Here is a 25908-nt window from a genome sequence, read left to right on the forward strand (position 1 = left end):
AATGGCGGTGAGGGAGGGATTCGAACCCTCGATACGGCTATAAACCGTATACTCCCTTAGCAGGGGAGCGCCTTCGGCCTCTCGGCCACCTCACCGTCTTGCGGAGGCACATATTACTTTTTACCAAAAATATGTCAAACACTTTCTTGGTAAAAGCGACAAAAATCAAATCAACCGTTGGCTATTTAATCAAAGCGCTGTGAAATTAAACTTTTCTGTCATATCAGTGACTTCAAAGCATAAAAAAGGCCAGCAAAATTCGCTAGCCTTCCTTGTGATAATTAGTAGTTGCTAGGTGCAACACTACCATTACCTTTTTCAGCTTGAATGCGCATGTAGATTTCTTCACGGTGGACAGAAACCTCTTTCGGTGCATTCACACCGATACGCACTTGGTTACCTTTTACACCAAGAACTGTTACTGTCACTTCATCACCGATCATTAGTGTTTCGCCAACGCGGCGAGTCAAAATTAGCATTCTTTGCTCCTTGAGTAATCTCTGTATTATATTGCAACTGCGCTATTATCCACTAAAAGTTATATTTTCGTAAACTATCTATTAGTGCGCTCTCACCCTAAAGATGCATGTTTTAGGTGAGAAGTTAACAGCTCATCTGACCCTATATAGGCCTCATGTAAAATATTGGCTGCTTTATCAACATGTTGTGGCTGCATAACCAGCATTAACGATTGTTTATCAACCGAAAGAGAACTTACTTCTATTCCTTGTTCTGCCAGTAATTCACATGAGCGCTCAACTAATTCCTGAGCCAGCAAACCTACCGTGGTCAATAAACTAACGGGTTCACTATTACGGATTTTGTCATTGAAAACCAGAGCTAATTTAGCACATGCGTCTCGTTTTATAATGACACCTGTCCATTCTGCCTCTTCGATCACACTCCACACTTCGACACCGAGCATTTGGCACTGCTTGGCTAAACTCGGGAAATGATCATGTTGCACAGTAATAAGCGCCATGTCGCGTTGAATCGCAATGCCACATACTGCTTTATGACACTGCTCACCTTTGATTAGACTGCCTGCGTTTACATCAAAAGTAGACAATACGCGTAAAGGAACTTCATTTTCCCACGCATATTGCACACAAGGTAAATGCAGAACTTTAGCGCCTTTACGTGCCATTTCTTCCATTGACGGGAAATCAACGATCTCTAATTTTTGAGCCGTTGCAACCACACGTGGATCACATGTGTAAACACCATCCACATCAGTGAATATTTGACACTCATCGGCTTTAAGAGCTCCCGCTAGCGTCACAGCGCTAGTATCAGAACCTCCACGTCCTAAAGTGGTGATATCCCCATTCTCATTCACACCCTGAAAACCCGCTACCACCACAATATGATCTTGTGCCAGCAACTCGGTAATCGTTCGAGTATCAATCATTTTAATCGTCGCGTCATTGTGTTGATTATCGGTCACAATGTTCGCTTGAGCTCCGGTTAGTGAGCGAGCTGAATAGCCTAATTTATTGAGTGTCATCGCTAATAGCGCCATAGACACTTGCTCACCAGCAGAGAGCAAAACATCAAGTTCCCTTGCAGTTGGTACACTATCGATTTGTTGTGCTAAGCCCAACAGTCGATTGGTTTCTCCTGACATTGCAGAAACAACTACAACCACTTGATTACCATCATTCTTCGCCTTAATGATGTGTTCAGCGACGGTATGGATTCGTTCTATTGAACCCACCGAGGTTCCGCCAAACTTTTGCACGATAAGGGGCTTTTTCACCTATCTTCACCTTCCCAAGACCAAAGTCTCATTAGGACCAAATCGAAAGCAGAGCACTATGTTGAGTATCGATTCAGTAGTTACAAAAACAAAACCAAGCAGATAACTGGCTCGTATCCTATTGCGCCAATTAGACCACTTGGTTTGGTAAATAAAATTACGCCCAATCAAAAAACAGTGATTGAGCGTGACTTATTACAGCGGTTTATAGATGCTCAGCAATCCAAGCATCTACGGAAGCTAAAGCGCCAGGCAAGGCATTAACATCCGTACCTCCCGCTTGAGCCATATCCGGACGGCCGCCACCTTTACCACCCACTTGCAAGGCAACCATATTGACCAGCTCCCCTGCTTTAACTTTAGCGGTAAGATCTTTGGTCACACCCGCAATCAAACCCACTTTATCATCAGCCACATTACCCAGCATGATAATGCCACTGCCTAACTGATTTTTTAGCTCATCAACCATACCACGCAGCGCTTTGTTATCGGCGCCATTAAGTTGAGCCACTAGCACTTTCACACCCGCAATTTCTTTTACATTGCTGATCAGATTGGCACTTTCTTTCGCTGCAAGTTTATCTTTTAACTGCTGTAACTCTTTTTCCAAAGATTTCGCTTTAGCCGCCATTTCAGCCACTTTGACTTCATATTGAGCCTGCTGTTGATCCAATAGATCCAGCGCACCTTCACCCGTCACCGCTTCAATACGACGAATGCCAGCGGCAATACCGCCTTCAGAAACTATTTTGAATAGGCCGATGTCACCGGTGTTACTTGCGTGAATACCACCACACAGTTCGGTTGAGAAATCACCCATCGACAATACACGAACTTCATCGTCGTATTTTTCACCAAACAGTGCCATAGCACCTTTGGCTTTTGCCGCTTCGATGTCCATAATATTGGTTTCAATCGTGTGGTTACGGCGAATTTGCGCGTTCACTAGACGTTCCACTTCTTTTAGCTCTGCGGGCGTCATTGCTTCTAAATGAGAGAAGTCAAAACGCAAGCTTTCTGCTTTTACCAATGAGCCTTTTTGCGCCACGTGCGTACCTAATACTTGGCGAAGTGCAGCATGCAACAAATGTGTGGCGGAGTGGTTCAGTGAAATTGCAGCGCGGCGCTTAGCATCAACAATGGCTTTCGCTTCATCGCCTTTGGCGAGTACGCCCTCGATAAGTTCACCGTGATGAGCAATGGCGTTGCCGAGTTTTTGTGTATCTTCAACTTTAAACAAGCCCGTGGCCGTTTGAATAACACCCGCATCACCACATTGACCACCGGATTCAGCGTAGAAAGGTGTTTCGCCCAAGATCAAAATCGCTTTATCACCCGCAGATAGAGTGTCAACTTCATTGCCGTCAACAAACATAGCGGCAATGCGGCTCTCGCCTTGTGTCGCGCTGTAGCCACAGAAAGCGGTATTGGTATCAACTTTAATGATTGCATTGTAGTCAGTGCCAAATTGGCCCGCTTCACGCGCTCGTTGACGCTGCTCTTCCATCGCTTTTTCGAAACCTTGTTCGTCAATGGTCAGCTCACGTTCACGTGCAACATCATTAGTTAAATCAGCCGGAAAACCGTAGGTATCGTAAAGTTTAAAGACAGTTTCACCATCCAGTACGCTACCCTCTAAATTATCGAGTGCATCATTGAGGATCACCATACCGCGTTCAAGAGTGCGACCGAAGTTCTCTTCTTCAATGCGCAGCACTTTTTCTACAAGCGCTTGCTGCTTTTTCAGTTCTTCACCAGCCGTTCCCATCACTTGTGCTAATGGGCCAACCAGTTTGTGGAAGAAAGCACCTTGTGCGCCCAATTTATTACCATGACGCACCGCTCGACGAATAATCCGACGCAGTACATAGCCACGGCCTTCATTCGATGGCATCACACCATCCACAATCAAGAAAGCACAAGAACGGATGTGATCAGCAACAACGCGTAGCGATTGATTGGAAAGATCGCCATAACCCGTTACATCAGCGGCGGCTTTAATCAAGGCTTGAAACACATCAATTTCATAGTTTGAGTGAACACCCTGCATGATCGCAGAAATACGTTCAATACCCATACCAGTATCAACGGAAGGTTTTGGAAGTGGCTCCATCGTGCCATCGGCATGACGGTTAAACTGCATGAATACGTTGTTCCAAATTTCAATGAAACGATCGCCATCTTCCTCTGCCGAACCTGGAGGACCACCCCAGATATGATCGCCATGATCATAGAAAATTTCAGTACAAGGACCACACGGCCCCGTGTCACCCATTTGCCAGAAGTTGTCTGACTCATAAGCTTTACCACCCGGTTTATCGCCAATGCGAATAATGCGCTCAGCCGGAATGCCTACTTTTTTATTCCAGATATCAAATGCTTCATCATCGGTTTCATACACGGTAACCAGTAGACGATCAGCGGGCAACTTGAGTGTTACAGTAAGAAACTCCCACGCGTATGCAATAGCGTCTTCTTTGAAATAATCACCAAAGCTGAAGTTACCCAACATTTCAAAAAAGGTATGGTGACGAGCGGTAAAACCAACGTTTTCCAGATCGTTATGCTTACCACCAGCTCGCACACAACGTTGAGCCGTTGTTGCACGTGTATAAGCACGCTTTTCTAAACCAAGAAAACAATCTTTAAATTGGTTCATTCCTGCATTTGTGAACAACAGGGTTGGGTCATTAGCGGGGACTAATGATGAACTATCAACAATTTGGTGTCCTTTACTTTCAAAGAACGAGAGGAACGCGCGGCGAACCTCATCAGTGCTCATAAACATGCAGCTCTTCCTGAAATACTCAAGTTAGAATTTTGCGTTATTGTAAAGCATGGACAAGAGTTCGACTAGTTTTCTTATAGAAAAGGCATGGCAGGAAATAAATTGCGGATCAGACGAAGAGTTAAGCTTCCGATGATGATAAAGCGTAGCTAATTTGCTCGAAGCTAAAACCTCGATACTGCAAAAAACGTACTTGTTTGGCATGTTCTTTTGAACCTTTTTCCGCAGGTTCTCTGAATTTTTTTTCAGCCACTGCTTTTGCCAATTCAAACCAATCTTGAGGCTCTTGATATAAAGCGGTTTCAATATCATCGCTACTGACTCTTTTTTGGCTCAGCTCTTGTCGAATGCGCCGCTCACCATGACCTTTAGTGACATGTTGTCTTATTTGACTTGCGGCATAGCGCAGTTCATCCAAATAATGGTTCTCAAGGCAGTAACTCATTGTTTGAACGATAATTTCCGTATCATACCCTTTACTAATGAGCTTTTGCTGTAGCTCATGCTCGCTGTGATCTCGCCGGCTCAGTAATTGCAATGCGCACTCTTTGCACGATAACGTCGATTTGAATTTAGAGGAATACATACTGTCCCTATTGGTCATGGATAAAACAAAGCCCTGCATTGCAGGGCTTTGTTGAAATATAAACGTGGAGAAGATTACAACTCTTCTTCTTGAGGCATTTCGCTCAAAATAGGTTCTTCAACAATTAACTCGGCTGGATTGAGCAGCATTTCACGTAACTTAGTATCAAGAGCCATGGCGGCGGCTGGATTCTCTCTCAAGAATTTACAGGCGTTTGCTTTACCTTGACCAATTTTATCACCGTTATAGCTATACCAAGCGCCCGCTTTCTCAACTAATTTATGTTTCACGCCGAGATCAACCAATTCACCTTCACGGTTAAAACCTTGTCCGTAAAGAATTTGAGTATCCGCTTGTTTAAAGGGAGCCGCGATTTTGTTCTTAACCACTTTAATACGCGTTTCGTTACCCACGACTTCGTCACCCTCTTTAATAGAGCCTGTACGACGAATATCTAAACGAACTGAAGCGTAGAATTTAAGGGCATTACCACCTGTTGTGGTTTCAGGGTTACCAAACATCACACCAATTTTCATACGGATCTGGTTAATGAAGATGCACATGCAGTTGGACTGTTTTAGGTTACCCGTTAACTTACGCATCGCTTGAGAAAGCATACGTGCTTGTAGACCCATGTGGCTATCGCCCATTTCACCTTCAATTTCAGCTTTTGGTGTCAGTGCAGCCACAGAGTCAATGACGATAACATCAATGGCACCAGAACGGGCCAAGGCATCACAAATTTCAAGCGCTTGTTCACCCGTATCAGGTTGTGAAACCAACAGCTCATCGATGTTCACACCCAGTTTTTTAGCATAAATTGGGTCAAGGGCATGTTCTGCATCGATAAAAGCACAGGTTTTACCCACTCGTTGTGCTGCTGCGATCAATTCCAGCGTTAACGTTGTTTTTCCTGATGATTCAGGGCCGTAGACTTCAACGATACGTCCCATTGGTAAACCACCAGCACCCAATGCAATATCCAAAGAAAGTGAACCGGTAGAAATGGTTTCAACATCCATTGTACGGTTGTCACCAAGGCGCATGATCGAACCTTTACCAAATTGCTTTTCAATTTGACCCAGTGCTGCGGCTAGCGCCTTCTGCTTATTTTCGTCCATTACTTTCTCCAAACTGTCGCTGTGGGTAGCGGCTCGTTAAATTTTTTATCGACTCTTTAGTCGCCAATTGGGGTTAATTATACTGTTGATTCATACAGTGTCCATAGCTGTGTCGAAAAAATTTCGACTAGGTTCAATTTGGCTGCGATAAAAAGTGACTCACCACTTGTAATGCATGAGTAATCGCCTGCTTGCGCACCTGTGCGCGATCGCCTTTAAAACAAAGCGTCTCAGCACGTTCCCAGCCTTGCTTAGAAGCCCATGCAAAGCATACGCTTCCCACTGGTTTTTCTGCGCTACCACCGTCAGGACCAGCAATACCACTGATCGCTACACCAATAGTGGCTTGGGAATGCAAAAGTGCTCCTTGTACCATTTCACGCACCACGGGTTCGGAAACCGCGCCAAAATCCACCAGTGTCTGTGCTTTGACACCGAGCATCTCTTGTTTAGCGAGATTACTGTAGGTCACAAACGATCGTTCAAACCAAGCCGAACTTCCTGCAACCTCGGTAAGTGCAAATGCCACACCACCACCAGTGCATGATTCAGCACTGGTGAGGATCTCTTTTTGTGCTAACAATTGCTGACCTAATTGTTCACTTAATGCAAAAATCGCTTTCATTACGCCCTCTCCAAAGCCACGTTATCTTGCTTGAACCTTTATAGCAAATTGAATCTCCAGAAAACAGAATGGGCACGCAAGCGTACCCATTCTCAATCGTTCGTCCGTTGTATTTAGATCTCAAACATTAAACTATCTGCGTCTAAGAATGGCCAACGAATGGTGTGCGGAGTGCTGCTCTCCTCACCAAAAAAGTAGCCCACTTGTGGTGTAGCAAAGGTTTTGTCGCCTCGTGTGAGCGGTTGTTCACTCAATGCTCTATGGGTTAATTTTGCTTCCCATAATTGCTCACTCTCCCAGCCGACTGGCGCAAGTTCCACTCGCACTTCCGCGCCAACAGGATTGACAGAGACCACTTCAAAAGGCAATGAAGCTTGGCTATTTTGTTTGTTCGATAGGCTCAACTCATGGCTGCGTACATACAACTTTCCTGATTGATTAATCGCGTGATCTTTCGGCGGTAAGATAAACGATTGACCGTTGACCCACTGCTCGTTATTCCAGTTGGCTTGGAATACATTCACATTGCCAAAAAAGTCAAAGACGAAGCGACTGTTCGGTTGAGCATAAAGCTGCACTGGCGAGTCGATCTGTTCGATGCGGCCATTGCTCATCACGACCACGCGATCAGAGAGTTCAAGTGCTTCATCTTGATCGTGGGTGACAAATACGCTCGTAAAACCGAGCTCTTCGTGCAAGCTGCGCAACCAGCGGCGCAATTCTTTACGCACTTTGGCATCCAGTGCGCCAAAAGGCTCATCCAGCAGTAGCACTTCCGGCTTTGTTGCAAGAGCGCGAGCCAAGGCGATGCGCTGCTTTTGCCCGCCGGACAGTTGTTCAGGATAGCGCTCAGCTAAATGGCCAAGTTGCACAATATCCAATAGCTGTTTGACTCTTTTGGTGATTTCCGCCGCCGCTGGTCTATGACGGCGATCCATCACTTGCAAACCAAACGCGACATTGTCAGCCACCGTCATATGACGAAAAAGTGCGTAGTTTTGAAACACAAAGCCAACTCGGCGCTCGCGAACGTGAACATGAGTCACATCGCGATCTCTAAAATGAATCGTTCCGCTATCAGCACCTTCAAGGCCGGCAATAATGCGCAACAAAGTGGTTTTGCCTGAGCCTGAAGGACCAAGTAAGCCAATCATCTCGCCATCATCAATCTGTAACGAGAGCGGAGAGAGCGCTTGAAATGGACCAAATTGTTTGGAAATGTTGTCTAAACGTATACTCATACCGTCTCTTGCTCTCTGTTCGTTTTTGTCTGATTGTTGTGTTGACGCCATTCAACATAAGCTTTAAAAACTAAGGTTAATAATGCAATGAAAGCCAATAGCGAGGCGCTAGCAAACGCCGCTTCCGATTGATAATCTTCATACAGTAGCTGCACATGTAGCGGTAAGGTATTGGTTTCACCACGAATATTGCCCGACACAACCGCTACTGCGCCAAATTCACCAATGGCACGCGCATTGGTTAGGATGACACCGTAAATCAGTGCCCACTTTATATTTGGTAAGGTGACGCGACGAAACAGTTGCCACCAAGATGCACCCAAAATAACCGCGGCTTCTTCATCCGAGCGGCCTTGCTGCTGCATCAGCGGGATCAGCTCACGAGCAACAAACGGGCAAGTCACAAAGACCGTGACCAATAAAATTCCCGGCCAAGCAAACATCACTTGCAGATCGCGCTCAAACAACCACTCGCCCAACCAACCACTGCTGCCGTAAAGCAGTAAATACAGAAGGCCTGCAACAACCGGTGATACGGCAAACGGAATATCAATTAAAGTGGTTAATATTTTTCTACCCGGAAATTCAAAACGAGTCACTGCCCAAGCTAATAACACGCCGAACACTAAGTTAATTGGCACCGTGAGTAGCGCAACTAGCAATGTTAAACCAATGGCATGACGCGTATCGGGTTCAATTAAATGACTAATATAAGTCGATAAACCACTGGCAAAGGCTTGTTTGAAAATGCTCACTAGCGGGATAATCAGCAACAATGCAACCCAAAACAGCGCAAAGCCAATCAAACTCCACTTCACCCAAAGTGCTTCACCGACTCGTAACGGTTGATGTGCTTTCATCATCGGTTCCTTAACGTCCATGAATTCGACGCAGGTATGCACCCTGCCATAGATTGATCAGTAGTAGCAGCGATAACGATGCCATCAATACTACCGAGGCAATGGCACTCGCCGCCGGAAAATCAAATTCTTGTAAGCGTACAAAAATCATTAATGAGGTAATTTCACTGACGTAAGGCATATTGCCCGCAATGAAAATCACTGCACCAAACTCGCCCAAGCTACGCGTAAATGAGAGTGCAATACCAACCAATAGTGCTGGACGAATCGAAGGCATGATCACTTTCCAAAATACGGCGCTGTCTGATGCGCCTAACGTCATTCCCGCTTCTTCCTCTTCTTTGGAGATCTCTTCCAAGACGGGTTGTACCGTGCGCACCACAAACGGAATACTGGTAAACGCCATCGCGACAACAATCCCCAAGGGGGTATAAGCCACTTTAATTCCAAGCTCGCCAAGTACGCTGCCCACCCAGCCATTGGATGAGTAAAGCGTCGCCAACGTGATGCCTGCAACGGCGGTAGGCAAAGCAAACGGTAAATCGACTAAAGCATCAAGAATACGTTTGCCATAAAAATCATAACGAACCAGCACCCAAGCGAGCAATAATCCTAGCAAGCCATTAAACAATGAGGCGATGAGTGCCGCGCCCACCGTTACTTTGTAACTGGCCAGTACACGAGGGTCCGCCACCACCTGCCAATACTCGGTGAGCGACATTTGGCTCGTTTGCATAATCAAACCACTGGCGGGCAATAGCAGCACTAAGCTGACAAAAAACAGCGAAGTACCGAGGCTAATACCAAATCCGGGTAGCACCCTTTTATGGCGTGGGCGAGATAAAGAAGCGGTGAAGGAATGGCTCATAAACCCTCGAAACAAAACGGATGCGTAAGAAAACCACCCACACTCAGCGCAGGTGGCGATGACGAATTAACGACGTTGAAGTTGGTCAAGCTTCGCGCCATTGGCAAAATGAAGTTTCATGGCACTTTCCCACCCGCCAGCAATGCTCTCAACTGTTAGCAATTCAACTTCAGGGAAGCGATCAGCAAATTCTGCGTTCACTTTCTCATCATGAACGCGGTAGTTAAACCCAGCCAGTAAACGTTGCGCTTCTTCACTGTACAGATAAGCGAGATATTCTTTGGCTACCTCAAGCGTGCCTTTACGCTTGGCATTTTTTTCCACCACGGCCACGGGAAACTCGGCCAAGATAGAGGTCTTAGGCACCACTACTTGATATTCATCCACGCCATACTGCTGACGAATATTGTTCACTTCAGATTCAAACGTAATCAGCACATCGCCAATGCCACGTTCAACAAACGAAGTAGTCGCACCACGGCCACCAGTATCAAATACCGCGACATTGGCTAAAAATTGTTTGAGGAATTGATCCTGTTCGGCTTGGTTCTCTTTGCCAAAAGTCTTTTGTGCATAACCGACCGCGGCCAAATAGGTATAACGTGCATTGCCTGAAGTTTTAGGATTGGGGAATACAGAAGCCACATCAGCTTTAGCGAGATCGCCCCAATCTTGAATATTTTTTGGATTTCCCTTGCGCACTAAAAATGCGGTCGTGGAGTAGTAAGGTGAGCTTGCATTGGGCAATTTTTCTTGCCAATTAGCATCGATAAGCTTGCCACGATCGTGCAGCACCTGAACATCCGTTACCTGATTGAATGTCACTACATCGGCGGCTAACCCCTGCAAAATTGAGCGAGCTTGCGCAGATGACCCACCGTGCGACTGTTTGATCTCCACTGTTTGGCCTGTCTTTTGTTGCCAGTGTTTTTCAAACACTGGGTTATAAGAAGCAAACAGCTCGCGAGCGATGTCGTACGATGAGTTGAGAATAGTTTGATCCGCGGCCGAAACATTCAACGATCCTACGGCTAATAAGCTGGCTAAGGCTGACTTGATGAACTTCATATATTGCTACTCCCTAATCACTACGGCCAAAATGGCGTCCTTAGCAATTAGAGTATGAGGAAAATGAATTATAACAAAGAGGATAACTAGAACTTTTTGGAATAAACTCTAGCAATAAATTGTATGCCAATTACCAGCACGACTTTATAGTAGTACTCGGTAAGGTGGATACGTCACCTTACTCTTCCGAGTACAAAATTAAGGACAACATGATGGCGGACTTTCCAACGATTGAAGCATATGTCGGGCAAACGCCTTTAGTTCGCTTGCAGCGACTGGCGGCTCACACCTCAAGCACCGTATTGGTCAAGCTAGAAGGCAATAACCCAGCAGGTTCAGTCAAAGATCGCCCAGCGCTCAATATGATAGTGCAAGCAGAGCGTCGCCAAGAGATCCAACCGGGCGATACCATCATTGAAGCGACCAGCGGCAACACGGGTATTGCGCTGGCAATGGCGGCCGCCATCAAAGGCTACAAAATGATTTTAATCATGCCAGATAATGCTACCCAAGAGCGTAAAGACGCAATGAAAGCGTATGGTTGTGAGCTCATTTTAGTCAGCAAAGAGCAAGGCATGGAAGGAGCGCGCGATTTAGCATTAAAAATGCAAAGTGAAAGCAAAGGAAAAGTACTCGATCAATTCAATAACCCCGACAATCCGCAAGCTCATTTTGATTCTACTGGCCCAGAAATTTGGCAACAAAGCCACGGGGAAATCACCCACTTTGTCTCAAGTATGGGCACAACGGGCACCATCATGGGCACTTCTCGCTATCTAAAAACGCAAAATCCAGAGATAAGCATTGTCGGTTTACAACCAGCAGAAGGCAGTGCAATTCCGGGCATTCGCCGCTGGCCTCAAGCTTATTTACCCGGCATTTTTGAATCATCACGTGTTGATGTGGTACTCGATATCGAAGAGCAAGATGCCATCAATACGGCTCGTGCTTTGGCAACCCAAGAAGGTATTTGCGCTGGCGTCAGCTCTGGAGGCGCCGTTTTCGCTGCGTTACAAATCGCGCAACAAAATCCCGGAGCGGTGGTTGTCGCCATCATTTGCGATCGAGGCGATCGTTATCTCTCATCCGGTCTTTTTTCTTAGATCGAATCTCCAACCCAACGGGCTAATCAGTGCTGACGCGCTCATCACTTTTTAGCCCTTGGCTTTGCTTCCACATCAGCATCCCTTGATTGCTCAGCAATAGCGAAGTTTGTTATCCTCTCCAACTATTTAAATGCATGTTCTGACGATTCTTTCTAACTCATGTCAGAGCTAAGGCCGCTGCCATTCCTGTAGGGTGGTCATTTTCACAGTCAGCCATTGATAATCGAGTGACGAATAACATGAGCAAATCCAGCGCATCTTCCGCCGAGTCTTCACCACAGCACACCCCGATGATGCGGCAATATCTGCAATTGAAAGCCGAAAATCCCGATATTCTGCTCTTTTATCGGATGGGCGATTTCTACGAGCTGTTTTACGATGACGCTAAACGCGCATCGCAATTGCTGGAAATATCACTCACCAAACGCGGTGCTTCTGCGGGTGAGCCTATTCCAATGGCGGGCGTTCCCTATCACGCCGTGGAAGGTTACTTAGCGAAATTGGTACAGCAGGGCGAATCCGTCGCGATTTGTGAACAAATTGGCGATCCTGCCACCAGCAAAGGCCCCGTTGAGCGTAAAGTGGTGCGGATTGTCACGCCCGGCACGGTCACGGATGAAGCCTTACTCTCTGAGCGAATCGATAACTTAATTGCCGCCATCTACCACCACGATGGTCGCTTTGGCTACGCAACCTTAGACATCACTTCAGGGCGCTTCCAACTGAGCGAGCCAGAAACCGAAGAGGCGATGGCCGCCGAACTGCAACGCACCGCACCGCGCGAACTGCTCTTCCCTGAAGATTTCACGCCAGTCACTTTAATGGGCAATCGCAAAGGCAACCGTCGCCGCCCTATTTGGGAATTTGAGTTAGAGACAGCAAAACAGCAGTTGAACCAACAATTTGGTACGCGTGATTTGGTCGGTTTTGGCGTAGAACAGGCAAAACTGGGCTTATGCGCCGCTGGCTGCTTGATTCAATACGTGAAAGATACGCAGCGCACTGCACTGCCTCATATTCGTTCACTGACGTTTGATCGCCAAGATCACTCGGTGATCTTAGATGCCGCCACGCGCCGTAATTTAGAGATCACGCAGAACTTGTCCGGTGGCTTTGATAACACCTTAGCGGAAGTGCTCGATCACTGCGCCACCCCAATGGGCAGCCGCATGCTCAAACGCTGGTTACACCAACCTATGCGCTGTATTGATACGCTGAATCAACGCCTTGATGCGATCGGCGAGTTGAAACAGCTTGCTCTGTTTAGTGAATTACAACCTGTGCTGAAACAGATTGGCGATATTGAACGTATTCTTGCTCGTTTGGCATTGCGTTCCGCTCGCCCAAGAGACTTAGCACGCCTGCGACATGCGATGCAGCAATTGCCGCAGCTCAGTGAAATACTGCAACCCTTGTCGCAACCCCACTTAGTTCAGTTAACTCATCATGTACAGCCATTGGATGAGCTGTGCACACGGCTTGAGCGAGCGATCAAAGACAACCCACCAGTTGTGATTCGTGATGGTGGCGTGATTGCCGATGGCTACAGCGCCGAACTGGATGAATGGCGTGATTTAGCCAACGGCGCAACCGAATACTTGAATAAATTAGAAGCTGAAGAGCGCGAACGTCACGGCATTGATACGCTCAAAGTCGGCTACAACGCGATTCACGGTTTCTACATTCAAGTCAGCCGTGGCCAAAGTCACCTTGTTCCTCCCCACTATGTGCGCCGCCAAACGCTGAAAAATGCCGAGCGGTATATTATTGCCGAGCTAAAAGCGCATGAAGATAAAGTGCTCAACTCGAAATCAAAAGCACTAGCAGTGGAAAAGCAGCTTTGGGAAGAGTTATTTGACTTATTGTTGCCTCATTTAGAGCAGATGCAAAACCTTGCATCTTCGCTATCGCAGCTCGATGTGTTGCAAAACCTTGCCGAGCGCGCTGAAAGCTTAGATTACTGTCGCCCGACCTTAAGTAAAGAGCCAGCGATCCATATCCAAGCGGGCCGTCACCCTGTCGTTGAGCAAGTGATGAATGACCCCTTCATTGCCAACCCAATTGAGCTCAATCCGCAACGAAAAATGTTGATCATTACCGGGCCTAACATGGGCGGTAAATCGACCTACATGCGCCAAACTGCATTGATTACTTTATTAGCGCATATCGGTTGTTATGTGCCAGCAGAAGCAGCACACATCGGTTCGATTGACCGCATCTTCACCCGCATTGGTGCATCGGACGATCTCGCCTCTGGTCGCTCTACTTTCATGGTTGAAATGACCGAAACTGCCAACATTTTGCATAATGCGACACAAAATAGCTTGGTATTGATGGATGAAATTGGCCGCGGCACCAGTACCTATGATGGGTTATCACTGGCTTGGGCAAGTGCACAATGGCTCGCAAGCCAAATTGGCGCGCTAACGCTATTTGCCACTCATTATTTTGAACTGACCGAGCTGCCAAACCAGCTACCTCACTTAGCCAACGTGCATTTAGATGCCGTGGAACATGGCGATAGCATTGCCTTTATGCATGCGGTTCAAGAAGGGGCGGCAAGTAAATCTTACGGCCTAGCAGTGGCAGGTCTTGCTGGCGTGCCTAAAACCGTGATCAAAAACGCGCGCGCTAAACTGTCGCAGCTTGAATTACTAAGCCAGCAACAACCTAATAGCAGTAAAAGCTCAACTGTAGATATTGCTAATCAACTCAGTTTGATCCCAGACCCAAGCGAAGTCGAACAGGCATTAGCAGCTATTGATCCTGACGATCTAACGCCTCGCCAAGCATTAGAAGCGCTTTATCGCTTGAAGAAGCTAATGTAACAATCTGATATTACAAATAAAAAAGGCATCGATTTTAAGTCGGTGCCTTTTGTGCTTTTATGCAATAGTTTTATAAATCAACGGTTTTATAAATCAATGGTTTTATGAATCAAGGTCTTGTTGAACCAACCTTTAGTCGTATTCAACATTAAACAGCGCTTCCATGTTCAAGCCTTGTTTAACTAAGATCTCTCTCAAACGACGTAGACCTTCCACTTGAATTTGACGAACTCGTTCACGGGTTAAGTTAATTTCGCGCCCGACTTCTTCTAAGGTGGACGGTTCATAACCTAATAGTCCAAAACGGCGTGCAAGTACCTCTTTTTGTTTTGGGTTCAGTTCATCTAACCAATTCAGTAGTGATTCACGGATATCATCATCTTGCGTAGAAATTTCAGGATCAGAGTTGTTCGCATCTGGGATGATATCGAGTAGTGCTTTGTCACCATCGCCGCCAATCGGTGTATCAACAGAACTGATACGCTCGTTCAGACGCAGCATTTTACTGACATCTTCTACTGGCTTATCCAGTTGGAACGCAATTTCTTCTGCGGTAGGTTCATGATCTAACTTCTGCGATAGCTCGCGAGCCGTGCGAAGGTAGATATTCAACTCTTTAACGACGTGAATTGGCAAACGGATAGTGCGCGTTTGGTTCATTAATGCACGTTCAATGGTTTGACGGATCCACCAAGTAGCATAGGTTGAGAATCTAAAGCCACGTTCTGGATCAAATTTTTCTACCGCGCGGATCAAGCCTAAATTACCCTCTTCAATTAGATCGAGTAAAGCCAAGCCACGATTACCATAACGGCGAGAAATTTTAACGACCAAACGTAAGTTACTTTCGATCATGCGTTTACGAGCAGCTTCATCGCCTCTCAGTGAACGACGAGCATAAAGTACTTCTTCTTGAGCTGTTAATAATGGAGAAAAACCAATCTCGCTAAGATACATCTGTGTTGCATCTAAGCTTTTTGTTGACGCATCAAATCCTTCTTTGGCATCTTCGATTTGAACATCGTCATCGCTTTGGCTTTTAGTGGTGGTGAGTTCTTCATCAACCTCAATCGAATCCATGATCTCTTGGTCTTCAAACTCTTCGACTTTCGTTACTGCATTGCTGATACTCATAGCGCCTCCCCCTGGCGAGCTAGCAAGACATTACTACTTTCTAATGTCGCTACATGACTCTTTCAAGTATGTTTACGGTAAGTAGCGTTTTGGATTCACCGACTTACCTTGATAACGAATTTCAAAGTGTAAACGAACACTACTGGTTCCTGAGCTGCCCATGGTTGCTATTTTTTGGCCAGCTTTAACACTTTGTCCTTCTTTTACCAGTAACCGATCGTTATGAGCATAAGCACTGAGGTAGTTATCGTTATGTTTAACAATCACAAGATTGCCGTAACCTCTTAATGCATTTCCCGAATAGACAACGGTTCCTGCAGCAGTTGATAAAATGGATTGACCACGCTGTCCTGCGATATCGATCCCTTTATTTCCTTGATCGCCTGCTGAAAAGTTTTTAATTATTCTCCCTTGTGTCGGCCATAACCATTTTGAAACTTTATCATCTTTTGGTTTAGCAAAGGTTACATTAGCATTAACATTTTGCTTACCTTTTGAATCAACATACTCTTTTGATTTCGATTGTTCAACTACCTTAGGAGGATCTTTCTTTGCGACTTTGGTCGAAGAACTTGCGGCATTAGATCCACTATTTTGATTAGAGTTTTTACTCACTCCGTCTACAACCATTGGGGGGGAAACTAAGCCAGCCATTGTGCTCGAAGGGGTTGCAGCCACAATGACTTCTGTTACACCACTACCACCGTAAGCAGGAGGCGTGTAATTGGGGATCCATAATTTGAGTTTTTGACCGGGATGAATGGTGTAAGGTTTTTTTAAATTATTGAAACGGATCAAGTCGTTTACATTTTTATCTGTGACGTAAGATATAAAATAGAGCGTATCGCCTTTTTGCACTTCGTAAAAACTGCCGCGATAACTACCACGAGGAATGGCATTATAGTCTTTATTGAGCCCAGAAACGGGTGCAGGAGTATGAGCAGCACATCCGATAAGGACGCTACTAATTAGCACCATTATTACTCTGTTTCTTAGGTTACTCATCATCACTAAGCTAAATCACCGGCAACTAAAGGAACAAAACGCACCATCTCAATGGTGTTAGAAATAAAATCATCGCCTTGGCGAACTATTTTCAATAACTGTTGCTCACTACTGCCGACAGGGATCACTAAACGGCCACCTTCCGCAAGCTGATCAAGCAGCGCATTTGGGACAAATTCGGCCGCTGCCGTAACAATGATCGCATCAAAAGGAGCTTTAGCATCCCAGCCCAACCAGCCATCACCATGCTTAGTGGAGACGTTATAAATATCCAGTTGCTTTAAACGACGCTTCGCGTCCCACTGCAATGACTTGATCCGTTCAATCGAATACACGTGCTCAACCAACTGGGCAAGCACAGCGGTTTGATAACCCGATCCTGTGCCAATTTCTAAGACCTTACTCTGCGGCTCAAGTTCTAAAAGCTGCGTCATTTTTGCCACAATGTAAGGTTGTGAAATCGTTTGTCCTTGGCCTATCGGCAAGGCATTGTTGTCATAGGCTTGATGCATCATCGCCTGAGAAACAAAGCTTTCTCTTGGCAAACAATGAATGGCATCCAAAACGGTTTGATCTTGGATACCATTCGCGATCAGAAATTCAATTAATCTGTCGGCATGTGGATTGGCCATTACCCTTTTTCCTTCAACCAGTTATCCATACTTGGCAGTGACTCGTGAGCCGTAAGATCAACCTGCAACGGCGTCAAGGAGACATAGCCATGCTCAATCGCATAGAAATCAGTCCCTTGCCCTGCATCTTGCTCTTTACCCGGAGGACCTAACCAATAAATATCATGCCCACGAGGATCTTTCTGCTTAATCATACTTTCTGCGTGATGGCGAGCACCTAAACGCGTCACTTGAATACCCGTTAACTCCTCAAATGGACGATCTGGTACGTTCACATTCAATAATCTATTGGTTGGGATCGGGGCATTGAGATGCTGTTCGACCAACTGGCGCGCTATCTGCGCTGCCGTAGTAAAATTAGCCGTCCCGACCAGTGAAAACGCGATCGCTTGCACCCCAAGAAAGTGCCCTTCCATCGCCGCCGCAACCGTGCCCGAATAGAGCACGTCATCGCCCAAATTCGCACCATGATTGATGCCTGTCAGCACCAAATCAGGCAGATCATCTTTGAGCAGTTCATTGAGTGCAAAATGCACACAATCGGTTGGTGTGCCTTGCACTGAATAGGTATTAGGTGCAATGAGATCCACACGAAGCGGCTGCTCTAATGTCAGCGAATTGGAGGCTCCTGACCGATTACGATCCGGCGCGACAATCACGATCTCGGCGAGATCCGCCAGCGCGCGTGCTAGGGTATTTAAACCTTGCGCATATACACCATCATCATTGCTTAATAAAATCTTCATCGAGTTTTATCCTTAGAACTCGCGTTCAACCGCTATCTCTTCAACCAATTCGCGAATGACTGAGGTAGCAAAACTTCCTGCATCTAAATCAAAACGTAACGTCACATTGTCTTGTTCAACTGTCCAAGAAAGATTCTGAGGCTTAAGCATCAGCGCCCGGCGCTCATGACGCATACGATTGCTGCGGATCAGTGCCATCAAGTCAGGTTCAGCATCAAGGTGAACTTGTTCTAAATCTAAAGCCTCACCTTGTGTCGGTAGTGCGTTATCGCCCGCCAAAGCAGCACTTATTTGCACTTCATTCAATGCCAGTTTGTTATTGAGATCGGTAAGATTCGCCAAGGTAACTAAGGTCGTTTTCTCTCCCTCAAGTGCGATATCTCCTTCGATAAATTGGTGTAACTTATCTTGCTCGATACGGGCAGAGACAATTTGGTTGAAAATCCACGAACGGGCCGCCGAAAGATACAAACTGCGCTGATTTTGGTTACGTGAACGCACGTTCTCTTTTCCCCAGCGACGCGCTTCACTGAGGTTATTGCCGTGATTGCCAAAACGTTGGCTACCAAAATAATTAGGCACACCGTGCGTGGCGATGTGCTCTAATCGCGTCACGACTTCGCCGGTGTCGGTGACTTCAGAAAGCGTGATTTCAAAATGATTGCCAACTAAATCTCCGGGGCGCAACTTTTTATTGTGACGCGTAGTTTCCAGAATTTCGATGCTCGGATATTGAGCCAAAAACTCGGTGAAATCTGGCGTCTCACCTTTTGGTAAATGCACACTGAGCCACTGCTGCGTAACCGCATGACGATCTTTCAGACCAGCCCAACTCACATCTTTTGATTTCACACCACATGCTTTAGCCAATTCATTGACCACAAAACTGGTATTTTCACCGGTTTTACGAATATGAACCATTAAGTGCTCGCCGCTTCCTGCCAGTTCGAATCCTAAGTCTTCAATCACTTTAAAGTGCTCTGGCTTGGCTTTTAGTTTGGCTTTAGCGGCTGGTTTACCACAAAGGTAAGCCAATGAAGATAATATATCTGACATGTTTTCATCCGTCGCTGACGCGAGTTGGCGGTAATAATAAAAACAGCGACGCATGAGCCGCTATTGCGCGTTACTGAGCGTGCCATTCGTTGGCGGAAGTCCATCAATAACGTGTTTTTACATAGAAGGAGAGGCAAGTGAATTGCCATTACCTCTTCAATTTGCTGGGTCGTTTTATTAAGGCAATATTATGCTTTGATCAACCGTGCATTTAATCTGTAGTACATTTGATCAATAAGACAACCGCTTCGCAAGCAATACCTTCTTTGCGCCCAGTGAAACCAAGGCGCTCGGTTGTGGTTGCTTTGACGTTAATATTATCTAGCGTCGTTTCAAGATCTTGCGCAATGGCAGCGCACATCGCTTCAATATACGGCGCCATCTTCGGCGCTTGCGCGATAATGGTGACGTCGGCATTTCCTAAACGGTAGCCTTGCGCTTTCACACGGCGATAGACATCTTTCAATAATTCACGGCTATCTGCCCCTTTCCATTTATCATCGGTATCGGGGAAATGGCGGCCAATATCACCTGCGGCAATCGCGCCAAGCAGCGCATCACTTAAAGCATGCAAGGCGACATCACCATCGGAATGAGCAATTAAGCCTTGCTCATAAGGAACGGCAATTCCCCCAATGATGACTGGGCCTTCACCGCCAAATTTATGAACATCAAAACCGTGGCCAATTCTAATCATGGTTATTTCCTATTGCGGCTAGTGAAGAAGTACGACCTAAATAAAACTCAGCTAAAGCGAGATCTTCGGGTTGCGTAATTTTGAGATTATCCGCCCGCCCAGCGACCAACGCTGGATGTAACCCTTGCCACTCCATTGCGGATGCTTCATCTGTGATGATGACTTGCTGATCTAACGCGTCCGACAAAGCCTCAAAAAGCGGCTTGGCTCTAAACATCTGGGGGGTGAGTGCATGCCATAATGCGACGCGATCAACGGTATGATCAATGTTGTTTTCGCCATCAGCACGCTTCATTGTGTCTCGAACGGGTGCAGCTAAAATCGCACCTACCGGATGCTCTTTAGCTGTCGTAATCAATCGGTCAATATCTGCAAAAGTAAGACAAGGCCGCGCTGCATCATGCACGAGAACCCATTCACCTAGGGAATTAGCTAAAACATATTGCAGCGCCGAGAGCACTGAGTCGGCTCGCTCTTGACCACCGCTGACACGAATAACATTGGGGTTAGTGGCTAATGGCAGAGCAAAATAGTAAGGATCATCGTCACTGACGGCGACAACAACGCGATCAATATTAGGGTGCGCGAGCAGCGTCGCTATTGTGTGTTCGAGAACGGTTTTGTTGTGTATGGTTAAATACTGTTTCGGACGATCCGCTTGCATTCGGCTGCCAACACCAGCAGCCGGTACAATCGCGGTAAGAGAAAGCGTACTGTGCGGCATTTATTGACTATCCTCACCGACCAATCGATAGAAAGTTTCACCTTCTTTTATCATTCCTAATTCATGACGCGCTCGCTCTTCAATCGCGTCCAATCCTTGTCGTAAATCATCAATTTCGACGAACATTTCCGAATTTCGTAGCGTTAGGTTTTCGTTTACTTGTTGCTGCACGTCAATTTCATCGACAATGGTTCGATAATCAGCAATGCCATTTTTACCGAGCCACAAATCGTACTGTAATAAACCGAATAATAACGCCAATGTCACCGCAAAAAGTCGCATCACATCTATAACCATTCAAAACGCTCACTATGAAAGAGAACGTAAACGATAAACAAAGCGTGCTGTTTAAAAAAAGTGACGCTCTAACACAGCACGAAAATGATGGCTATTTATACCACAAGCCTTTATTTAACTCATCATTAGGAACGCAAATAAGCCGCCACCCAGAATTAAACGGTAAATGACAAACGGAGTCATACCCATTTTAGAAATCAGTTTTAAGAAGAAATGGATACAAATATAAGCACTGATAAAGGAGGTCAGGATACCCGTCATTAAGAAACCGACATGCACAGGTTCGCCACTGGTCACCAGCTTTAACCCTAAATAACCACCCGCCAAAACAATGATGGGAATCGACATCAAGAAAGAAAAACGCGCGGCCGCTTCACGAGTAAAACCAAGATACAACGCCGCAGTGATGGTCGCTCCTGAGCGAGAGGTACCGGGGATAACCGCAACTGCTTGTGCCAAACCAATTATCAGCGATTTTTTCCAATCTGCTTGGTATTCATCATCCGCTAATGGAGCGTTTTTATCGACATACCACAGTAATAGACCAAAAATAATAGTGGTGGTTGCTATCACCCAAGCACTGCGTAGGTAGAGTTCAACAATATCTTTCATAAAAAAGCCGAAAATACAGGCAGGGATGGTTGCTAGTACGATCATCCATGCCAGTTTCGATTCTTTACTGCGCTCGCCTTTAAAAATCGAGGCAAAAAAAGCGCGCAGTAAAGTCACGACTTCTTTCCTAAAATAGATAACCACGGCAGCTAATGTGCCGACATGCACCGCCACATCAAAGGCAAGACCTTGATCTTCCCAGCCTAAAATGGCTGAAGGCAAAATTAAATGGGCGGAGCTGGAGATAGGTAAAAATTCGGTTAAGCCTTGAATCAAAGCCAAAAAAAACGCTTCTAAATAACTCATTACTGACTCTTATTAATTAATGTCGAACCAAAGTTTGACAGGGGTGAGCGATTCTAAGTTGATCGCCTGTTGCCATATTTGACGCACACTACGACCATCATTGGGAACGATCCGTTCCGGTGACAAATCGTAAAGTGGTTGTATGACAAATGGATATTTAAAGATATCACTGCGTGGCAGTTCAGGATCTTGCGCTGAAATTTCTTCACCAAACAAGATGATATCGAGATCTAAGGTGCGATCTTGAAATTTTTTCGCCTGCGGGTCGCGCCCCCATCGAGATTCAATCGCTCGAAGTTGCGCCACGAAATCACTCAACGAAAGCCTTGTTTCCAGCGCAACGACTAAATTATAAAAGGCCGCACTATTGAACCCAACCGATGCACATTCGTAAATGGTCGAGATCTGTAGATGATTTCCGATGGTCGACAATTCCTCGATGGCCGCTTCGATATGTTTGCGTCTTTCAATATTAGAACCGACGCCAACATAGACCGTAGTCATGCATCGCCTCGCTCAATAATAACGCCAACACTGGATGCCTGTGCTACCGCGCCGGGCTTTGCTAAGCGAATTTTAACCCAAGGAACGGAAAAACGCTGCATCAGAAGCTCTGCTACTTCTTCTGCAACACGCTCTACCAATAAAAAGCGACCATTTTCAATATGTGCGATCACCGCTTGACTCACTTGTGCGTAGTCTAATGCATCGCTCACATCATCACTTTTACCTGCGGGTTGATTGTCGTGCGCCATTTCGATGTCGAGCACCAACTTCTGCTTAATCTCTTGTTCCCAATCATACACGCCAATGGTCGTAATTACCGTCAGCTGTTCAATAAAGACTTTGTCCATTTTTGCGTCTCTTCCTCTAGAGGTCGGATACCCTAATTACGTAAAAAATCGTACTATTTTGCCTAATCGCGATATCATATACCCAAACTGAGTCGAGATGCGAAATCCAAAACATTTTTTTGCTTTTCATCATGGTTAACAATGGCTTGTGAACTTGCTTTAGGGCATTTCCACTGCAGAGGTACTTATGACACCACTCGCACTGATAATGATCATTTCTGCCTATTTACTGGGTTCGATCTCAAGTGCGGTGTTGATCTGCCGTTTATTACGCCTGCCCGATCCTCGCAATATGGGCTCAAATAACCCCGGTGCAACTAACGTATTACGCATTGGTGGAAAAAAAGCCGCCATCGCGGTACTGCTGTGTGACATGCTCAAAGGTACTATTCCAGTATGGGGCAGCTACTATTTGGGGATTGACCCCATTCTATTGGGCCTAGTCGCCATCGCCGCTTGCCTTGGCCATATGTATCCTATTTTCTTTCATTTTAAAGGCGGAAAAGGTGTTGCAACAGCACTGGGAGCAATCGCACCGATCGGTTTAGATCTCACCGCACTTATCATATTGACTTGGGTCAGCGTTGCATTTTTATTTCGCTATTCATCCCTAGCGGCTTTGGTTACCGTGCTGCTCGCTCCGTTCTACACTTGGTTGATCAAACCGCAATATACCTTACCGGTAGCAATGCTGTGCTGCCTTATCGTGTTTCGTCATCACCAAAATATTAAACGGTTATTGGCTGGCACAGAACCGAAAGTGGGTGAGAAAAAAACGCTTGGTTCTTGAGCTAGCTTGGATGATGGATAAACCCGCTATCAAAGAACGTCAATGACGAATAAGCAAAAGGCCTCTTACGAAGCCTTTTTGATTAAGCATGACCCGCTAATAAGGGAAGACTAGCTAAGCGCTTTTTTCAAGAAACGGGTCAACATGGCGGTAACGTACTCAGGTTGCTCTAAGTTACTGATATGTCCAGCATTAGCAATAACCTCTAACTCACTGCCGTGAATGGCATCATTCATTAAGTAAGCCTCAAGAGGCGGACGAGGCATATCTTCAGCGCCAGCTGCAATCAACACTGGCAACCTCAATTGCTCCACCTCTTCAATCATGTCACGACGACCGAAGATCATTTTCCCCAACCGAGCCACTTCCACCGCTTGTTGACCAGTAAGCGCCGATAAATGTTGCTTGAATCCAGCCACTAATGCCGGAGATTTCTGCTCGCCATCTTTTGCAAAAAACATCGGTACAACTGCATCAACAATCGGTGATGGCACTTGCTGCATCGCCGCAATCGCATCGAGCATGGCAAAATATTTTGCATGGCTGACTTCAGGCTCTAGACCAACAAAGGTATCCATCATCACTAATGATTTCACGCGCGCAGGCGCAAGAACGGCTAACTCAGCCCCCCACATTCCACCTACAGAAAGACCAATGATAGAAAACTGCTCAATCGATAAGTGGTCCATCAAAGCCAAAATATGCTGAGCATAATCTTTTAGTGTGTTCATGGATGACGGTGCGAAATCTGACTGACCATGCGCCCATAAATCAGGCACGATACAGCGGTAGTGTTGACTCAACGCTTCCACCTGAGGTGCCCACATTGCGCTATCCCACAGATAGCTGTGACCGAAAACAAGCACTTCACCTTGCCCTTGATCCAAATAACGCATCTGGCAATCATCAATAACAAATGTCTTCATTGTGAATCCAATATTAGTAAAGTAGGTTGGCATTGTAGCATTGATATGAGCGATAACAGCTCAGAGCAGAATGTAAGCAATGGCTAATTAAAATCAATACAGAACGCCACAGAAACGGAAGTACCAAAGAACAAAACGGCCTCTAAAAAGAGACCGTTGCGACACCCGCTAAATAATGGGTTTAAGTTGATCAATCGGCCAGCGAGGTGTTGCCTGCACCGCTAAATCGACTGTTTCACCATTTTTTAAACGCTGCATACCCGCATAAGCAATCATTGCACCGTTGTCGGTACAAAACTCAGTACGCGGGTAATACACTTCACCACCAATTTTTTTCGCCAGTGCGCCAAGCTCTGCGCGTAACTGTTTATTGGCACTCACGCCACCGGCAATAACAATGCGTTTCATGCCAGTTTGCTCAAGGGCGCGTTTGCACTTAATCACTAAAGTGCCACACACCGCCTCTTGAAAGGCATACGCAATATCCGCTCGGGTCTGATCATCATTCTCATTAGCTGCAATCGTATTGGCTGTAAATGTTTTTAAACCAGAGAAACTCATGTCTAACCCTGGTCGATCCGTCATCGGACGCGGAAACTTAAAACGCCCTGGCGTTCCTTTTTCAGCCAAACGAGCCAACAATGGCCCCCCAGGATAATCAAGCCCCATCAGCTTCGCGGTTTTATCAAACGCCTCACCGGCCGCGTCATCAATAGACTCTCCGAGGATCTTATATTCACCAATCCCTTTCACCTCTACCATCATGGAATGACCACCGGAAACCAGTACGGCCACAAACGGAAACGGAGGCGGATTATCTTCAAGCATCGGAGCTAAAAGGTGCCCTTCCATATGGTGAACAGGCACCGCAGGCACATTCCACGCATAAGCCAAACTACGGCCAATCGTCGCGCCAACAAGCAGCGCACCCACTAAACCAGGACCTGCGGTGTAAGCCACGCCATCAATATCCGCAGGCGTCAAATTCGCTTCAGCCATCGCTGCTTTTATCAGTGGAATGGTCTTTTTAACATGGTCTCTAGAAGCAAGCTCCGGCACCACACCGCCGTAATCGGCGTGCAGTTTTACTTGGCTGTACAATTGATGAGAAAGTAAGCCTTTCTCTTCGTCATAAATGGCGATGCCAGTCTCGTCACACGAGGTTTCAATACCAATAATGCGCATAATTTTCTCAGCACGCTTTCATCAACAATTGGAAATGGCCGCCATGTTACCCCGCCTTGGCTCCGTAAACAAATTTTGTACAGACTATAATCGA

General features: G+C 46.1%; 26 protein-coding genes and 1 tRNA gene. 3 read left to right on the forward strand and 24 right to left on the reverse strand.

Annotated features, from left to right (window positions below; genetic code table 11):
- Window positions 1-2: 2 nt before the first annotated feature.
- The 11 genes from PL85_RS02425 to cysP all read right to left on the reverse strand — a co-directional run bounded on the left by PL85_RS02425 (window position 3) and on the right by cysP (window position 10916).
- A tRNA-Ser gene (locus tag PL85_RS02425) sits at window positions 3-95 on the reverse strand.
- 186 nt (window positions 96-281) lie between these two features.
- Window positions 282-479 carry a carbon storage regulator CsrA gene (gene csrA, locus PL85_RS02430; protein ID WP_010320440.1) on the reverse strand — a complete coding sequence of 66 codons (198 nt, stop codon included), beginning with the start codon at window positions 477-479 and terminating at the stop codon, window positions 282-284.
- A 92-nt stretch (window positions 480-571) separates the two neighbouring features.
- The gene (locus tag PL85_RS02435) at window positions 572-1759 is read right to left on the reverse strand and encodes an aspartate kinase (protein WP_115339504.1); all 1188 of its coding nucleotides are present in this window, start codon (window positions 1757-1759) and stop codon (window positions 572-574) included.
- 205 nt (window positions 1760-1964) lie between these two features.
- Window positions 1965-4547 carry an alanine--tRNA ligase gene (alaS, locus tag PL85_RS02440; protein ID WP_115339503.1) on the reverse strand — a complete coding sequence of 861 codons (2583 nt, stop codon included), beginning with the start codon at window positions 4545-4547 and terminating at the stop codon, window positions 1965-1967.
- A 121-nt stretch (window positions 4548-4668) separates the two neighbouring features.
- Window positions 4669-5172, reverse strand: coding sequence for a recombination regulator RecX (gene recX, locus PL85_RS02445; RefSeq protein WP_017048942.1), 504 nt, complete (start codon window positions 5170-5172; stop codon window positions 4669-4671).
- Between the two features lie 35 nt (window positions 5173-5207).
- Window positions 5208-6254: a recombinase RecA gene (gene recA / locus PL85_RS02450; protein ID WP_010320444.1), complete on the reverse strand. Its 1047-nt coding sequence runs from the start codon at window positions 6252-6254 to the stop codon at window positions 5208-5210.
- A 133-nt stretch (window positions 6255-6387) separates the two neighbouring features.
- A complete protein-coding gene (gene pncC, locus PL85_RS02455; protein WP_088720873.1) occupies window positions 6388-6879 on the reverse strand; it encodes a nicotinamide-nucleotide amidase in 492 nt (163 codons plus the stop codon).
- 113 nt (window positions 6880-6992) lie between these two features.
- A complete protein-coding gene (locus tag PL85_RS02460; RefSeq protein WP_115339502.1) occupies window positions 6993-8120 on the reverse strand; it encodes a sulfate/molybdate ABC transporter ATP-binding protein in 1128 nt (375 codons plus the stop codon).
- Complete coding sequence (cysW, locus tag PL85_RS02465) at window positions 8117-8980, reverse strand: sulfate ABC transporter permease subunit CysW (RefSeq protein WP_088728610.1); 864 nt, start codon at window positions 8978-8980, stop codon at window positions 8117-8119. The genes PL85_RS02460 and cysW overlap by 4 nt, the downstream gene beginning before the upstream one ends.
- Window positions 8981-8990: 10 nt before the next feature.
- The gene (gene cysT, locus PL85_RS02470; protein ID WP_017046719.1) at window positions 8991-9848 is read right to left on the reverse strand and encodes a sulfate/thiosulfate ABC transporter permease CysT; all 858 of its coding nucleotides are present in this window, start codon (window positions 9846-9848) and stop codon (window positions 8991-8993) included.
- A gap of 66 nt (window positions 9849-9914) precedes the next feature.
- A complete protein-coding gene (cysP, locus tag PL85_RS02475; RefSeq protein ID WP_019281910.1) occupies window positions 9915-10916 on the reverse strand; it encodes a thiosulfate ABC transporter substrate-binding protein CysP in 1002 nt (333 codons plus the stop codon).
- Between the two features lie 212 nt (window positions 10917-11128).
- Between cysP and cysM the strand changes: the two genes are divergently transcribed.
- Together cysM and mutS are read left to right on the forward strand one after the other, a co-directional pair.
- Entirely contained in the window at window positions 11129-12019 is an 891-nt protein-coding gene (gene cysM, locus PL85_RS02480; RefSeq protein WP_115339501.1) for a cysteine synthase CysM, read from the forward strand.
- A gap of 242 nt (window positions 12020-12261) precedes the next feature.
- Window positions 12262-14850, forward strand: coding sequence for a DNA mismatch repair protein MutS (mutS, locus tag PL85_RS02485; RefSeq protein ID WP_096035988.1), 2589 nt, complete (start codon window positions 12262-12264; stop codon window positions 14848-14850).
- Window positions 14851-14982: 132 nt separating this feature from the next.
- On the opposite strand, the gene rpoS is transcribed toward mutS, so the two are convergent.
- The 11 genes from rpoS to folB form a co-directional block, all read right to left on the reverse strand.
- Window positions 14983-15984, reverse strand: a complete 1002-nt coding sequence (rpoS, locus tag PL85_RS02490; protein ID WP_017047531.1) for an RNA polymerase sigma factor RpoS — start codon at window positions 15982-15984, stop codon at window positions 14983-14985.
- 72 nt (window positions 15985-16056) lie between these two features.
- Entirely contained in the window at window positions 16057-16989 is a 933-nt protein-coding gene (nlpD, locus tag PL85_RS02495; RefSeq protein ID WP_047688264.1) for a murein hydrolase activator NlpD, read from the reverse strand.
- Between the two features lie 5 nt (window positions 16990-16994).
- Window positions 16995-17621: a protein-L-isoaspartate(D-aspartate) O-methyltransferase gene (locus tag PL85_RS02500; protein WP_013857716.1), complete on the reverse strand. Its 627-nt coding sequence runs from the start codon at window positions 17619-17621 to the stop codon at window positions 16995-16997.
- On the reverse strand, window positions 17621-18367 hold the full coding sequence (gene surE / locus PL85_RS02505) for a 5'/3'-nucleotidase SurE (protein ID WP_094123537.1): 747 nt from the start codon (window positions 18365-18367) through the stop codon (window positions 17621-17623). The genes PL85_RS02500 and surE overlap by 1 nt, the downstream gene beginning before the upstream one ends.
- Before the next feature lie 12 nt (window positions 18368-18379).
- Entirely contained in the window at window positions 18380-19477 is a 1098-nt protein-coding gene (gene truD, locus PL85_RS02510; protein ID WP_094131713.1) for a tRNA pseudouridine(13) synthase TruD, read from the reverse strand.
- A gap of 157 nt (window positions 19478-19634) precedes the next feature.
- Entirely contained in the window at window positions 19635-20120 is a 486-nt protein-coding gene (gene ispF, locus PL85_RS02515) for a 2-C-methyl-D-erythritol 2,4-cyclodiphosphate synthase (RefSeq protein ID WP_013857718.1), read from the reverse strand.
- Entirely contained in the window at window positions 20113-20844 is a 732-nt protein-coding gene (gene ispD / locus PL85_RS02520) for a 2-C-methyl-D-erythritol 4-phosphate cytidylyltransferase (protein WP_010320457.1), read from the reverse strand. Before ispD ends, ispF begins: the two co-directional genes overlap by 8 nt.
- Window positions 20845-21126, reverse strand: coding sequence for a cell division protein FtsB (gene ftsB / locus PL85_RS02525; protein ID WP_026027578.1), 282 nt, complete (start codon window positions 21124-21126; stop codon window positions 20845-20847).
- 129 nt (window positions 21127-21255) lie between these two features.
- The gene (locus tag PL85_RS02530) at window positions 21256-22059 is read right to left on the reverse strand and encodes an undecaprenyl-diphosphate phosphatase (protein ID WP_115339499.1); all 804 of its coding nucleotides are present in this window, start codon (window positions 22057-22059) and stop codon (window positions 21256-21258) included.
- A 12-nt stretch (window positions 22060-22071) separates the two neighbouring features.
- Window positions 22072-22563 (reverse strand): 2-amino-4-hydroxy-6-hydroxymethyldihydropteridine diphosphokinase, encoded by a 492-nt coding sequence (gene folK, locus PL85_RS02535; RefSeq protein ID WP_017047527.1) that lies wholly within the window; start codon window positions 22561-22563, stop codon window positions 22072-22074.
- The gene (gene folB / locus PL85_RS02540; protein WP_013857722.1) at window positions 22560-22913 is read right to left on the reverse strand and encodes a bifunctional dihydroneopterin aldolase/7,8-dihydroneopterin epimerase; all 354 of its coding nucleotides are present in this window, start codon (window positions 22911-22913) and stop codon (window positions 22560-22562) included. Before folB ends, folK begins: the two co-directional genes overlap by 4 nt.
- 187 nt (window positions 22914-23100) lie before the next feature.
- Here folB and plsY point away from each other — a divergent pair, with 187 nt between their 5' ends.
- Window positions 23101-23703, forward strand: coding sequence for a glycerol-3-phosphate 1-O-acyltransferase PlsY (gene plsY, locus PL85_RS02545; protein WP_017047525.1), 603 nt, complete (start codon window positions 23101-23103; stop codon window positions 23701-23703).
- Window positions 23704-23813: 110 nt separating this feature from the next.
- Here the strand turns inward: plsY and PL85_RS02550 are convergent, their stop codons facing one another.
- Both PL85_RS02550 and tsaD read right to left on the reverse strand, forming a co-directional pair.
- Window positions 23814-24662: an alpha/beta fold hydrolase gene (locus tag PL85_RS02550; protein WP_013857724.1), complete on the reverse strand. Its 849-nt coding sequence runs from the start codon at window positions 24660-24662 to the stop codon at window positions 23814-23816.
- 135 nt (window positions 24663-24797) lie between these two features.
- Window positions 24798-25814 (reverse strand): tRNA (adenosine(37)-N6)-threonylcarbamoyltransferase complex transferase subunit TsaD, encoded by a 1017-nt coding sequence (gene tsaD, locus PL85_RS02555; RefSeq protein WP_017046706.1) that lies wholly within the window; start codon window positions 25812-25814, stop codon window positions 24798-24800.
- Window positions 25815-25908 lie beyond the last annotated feature (94 nt).

This window comes from Vibrio anguillarum, assembly GCF_001989995.2.
GTDB classification, from domain to species: Bacteria; Pseudomonadota; Gammaproteobacteria; order Enterobacterales; family Vibrionaceae; genus Vibrio; species Vibrio anguillarum.

Bases quoted from the DNA above. Each gene is read 5' to 3' on its own strand.
- cysT (WP_017046719.1), bottom strand. From the start codon at position 9,848: ATGAGCCATTCCTTCACCGCTTCTTTATCTCGCCCACGCCATAAAAGG.
- recX (WP_017048942.1), bottom strand. From the start codon at position 5,172: ATGCAGGGCTTTGTTTTATCCATGACCAATAGGGACAGTATGTATTCC.
- cysM (WP_115339501.1), top strand. From the start codon at position 11,129: ATGGCGGACTTTCCAACGATTGAAGCATATGTCGGGCAAACGCCTTTA.
- cysP (WP_019281910.1), bottom strand. From the start codon at position 10,916: ATGAAGTTCATCAAGTCAGCCTTAGCCAGCTTATTAGCCGTAGGATCG.
- ispD (WP_010320457.1), bottom strand. From the start codon at position 20,844: ATGCCGCACAGTACGCTTTCTCTTACCGCGATTGTACCGGCTGCTGGT.
- ispF (WP_013857718.1), bottom strand. From the start codon at position 20,120: ATGATTAGAATTGGCCACGGTTTTGATGTTCATAAATTTGGCGGTGAA.
- PL85_RS02500 (WP_013857716.1), bottom strand. From the start codon at position 17,621: ATGGCCAATCCACATGCCGACAGATTAATTGAATTTCTGATCGCGAAT.
- nlpD (WP_047688264.1), bottom strand. From the start codon at position 16,989: ATGAGTAACCTAAGAAACAGAGTAATAATGGTGCTAATTAGTAGCGTC.
- alaS (WP_115339503.1), bottom strand. From the start codon at position 4,547: ATGTTTATGAGCACTGATGAGGTTCGCCGCGCGTTCCTCTCGTTCTTT.
- cysW (WP_088728610.1), bottom strand. From the start codon at position 8,980: ATGAAAGCACATCAACCGTTACGAGTCGGTGAAGCACTTTGGGTGAAG.
- rpoS (WP_017047531.1), bottom strand. From the start codon at position 15,984: ATGAGTATCAGCAATGCAGTAACGAAAGTCGAAGAGTTTGAAGACCAA.
- surE (WP_094123537.1), bottom strand. From the start codon at position 18,367: ATGAAGATTTTATTAAGCAATGATGATGGTGTATATGCGCAAGGTTTA.
- PL85_RS02530 (WP_115339499.1), bottom strand. From the start codon at position 22,059: ATGAGTTATTTAGAAGCGTTTTTTTTGGCTTTGATTCAAGGCTTAACC.
- plsY (WP_017047525.1), top strand. From the start codon at position 23,101: ATGACACCACTCGCACTGATAATGATCATTTCTGCCTATTTACTGGGT.
- PL85_RS02550 (WP_013857724.1), bottom strand. From the start codon at position 24,662: ATGCCAACCTACTTTACTAATATTGGATTCACAATGAAGACATTTGTT.
- recA (WP_010320444.1), bottom strand. From the start codon at position 6,254: ATGGACGAAAATAAGCAGAAGGCGCTAGCCGCAGCACTGGGTCAAATT.
- truD (WP_094131713.1), bottom strand. From the start codon at position 19,477: ATGCGTCGCTGTTTTTATTATTACCGCCAACTCGCGTCAGCGACGGAT.
- folB (WP_013857722.1), bottom strand. From the start codon at position 22,913: ATGGACAAAGTCTTTATTGAACAGCTGACGGTAATTACGACCATTGGC.
- folK (WP_017047527.1), bottom strand. From the start codon at position 22,563: ATGACTACGGTCTATGTTGGCGTCGGTTCTAATATTGAAAGACGCAAA.
- csrA (WP_010320440.1), bottom strand. From the start codon at position 479: ATGCTAATTTTGACTCGCCGCGTTGGCGAAACACTAATGATCGGTGAT.
- ftsB (WP_026027578.1), bottom strand. From the start codon at position 21,126: ATGCGACTTTTTGCGGTGACATTGGCGTTATTATTCGGTTTATTACAG.
- tsaD (WP_017046706.1), bottom strand. From the start codon at position 25,814: ATGCGCATTATTGGTATTGAAACCTCGTGTGACGAGACTGGCATCGCC.
- mutS (WP_096035988.1), top strand. From the start codon at position 12,262: ATGAGCAAATCCAGCGCATCTTCCGCCGAGTCTTCACCACAGCACACC.
- pncC (WP_088720873.1), bottom strand. From the start codon at position 6,879: ATGAAAGCGATTTTTGCATTAAGTGAACAATTAGGTCAGCAATTGTTA.
- PL85_RS02460 (WP_115339502.1), bottom strand. From the start codon at position 8,120: ATGAGTATACGTTTAGACAACATTTCCAAACAATTTGGTCCATTTCAA.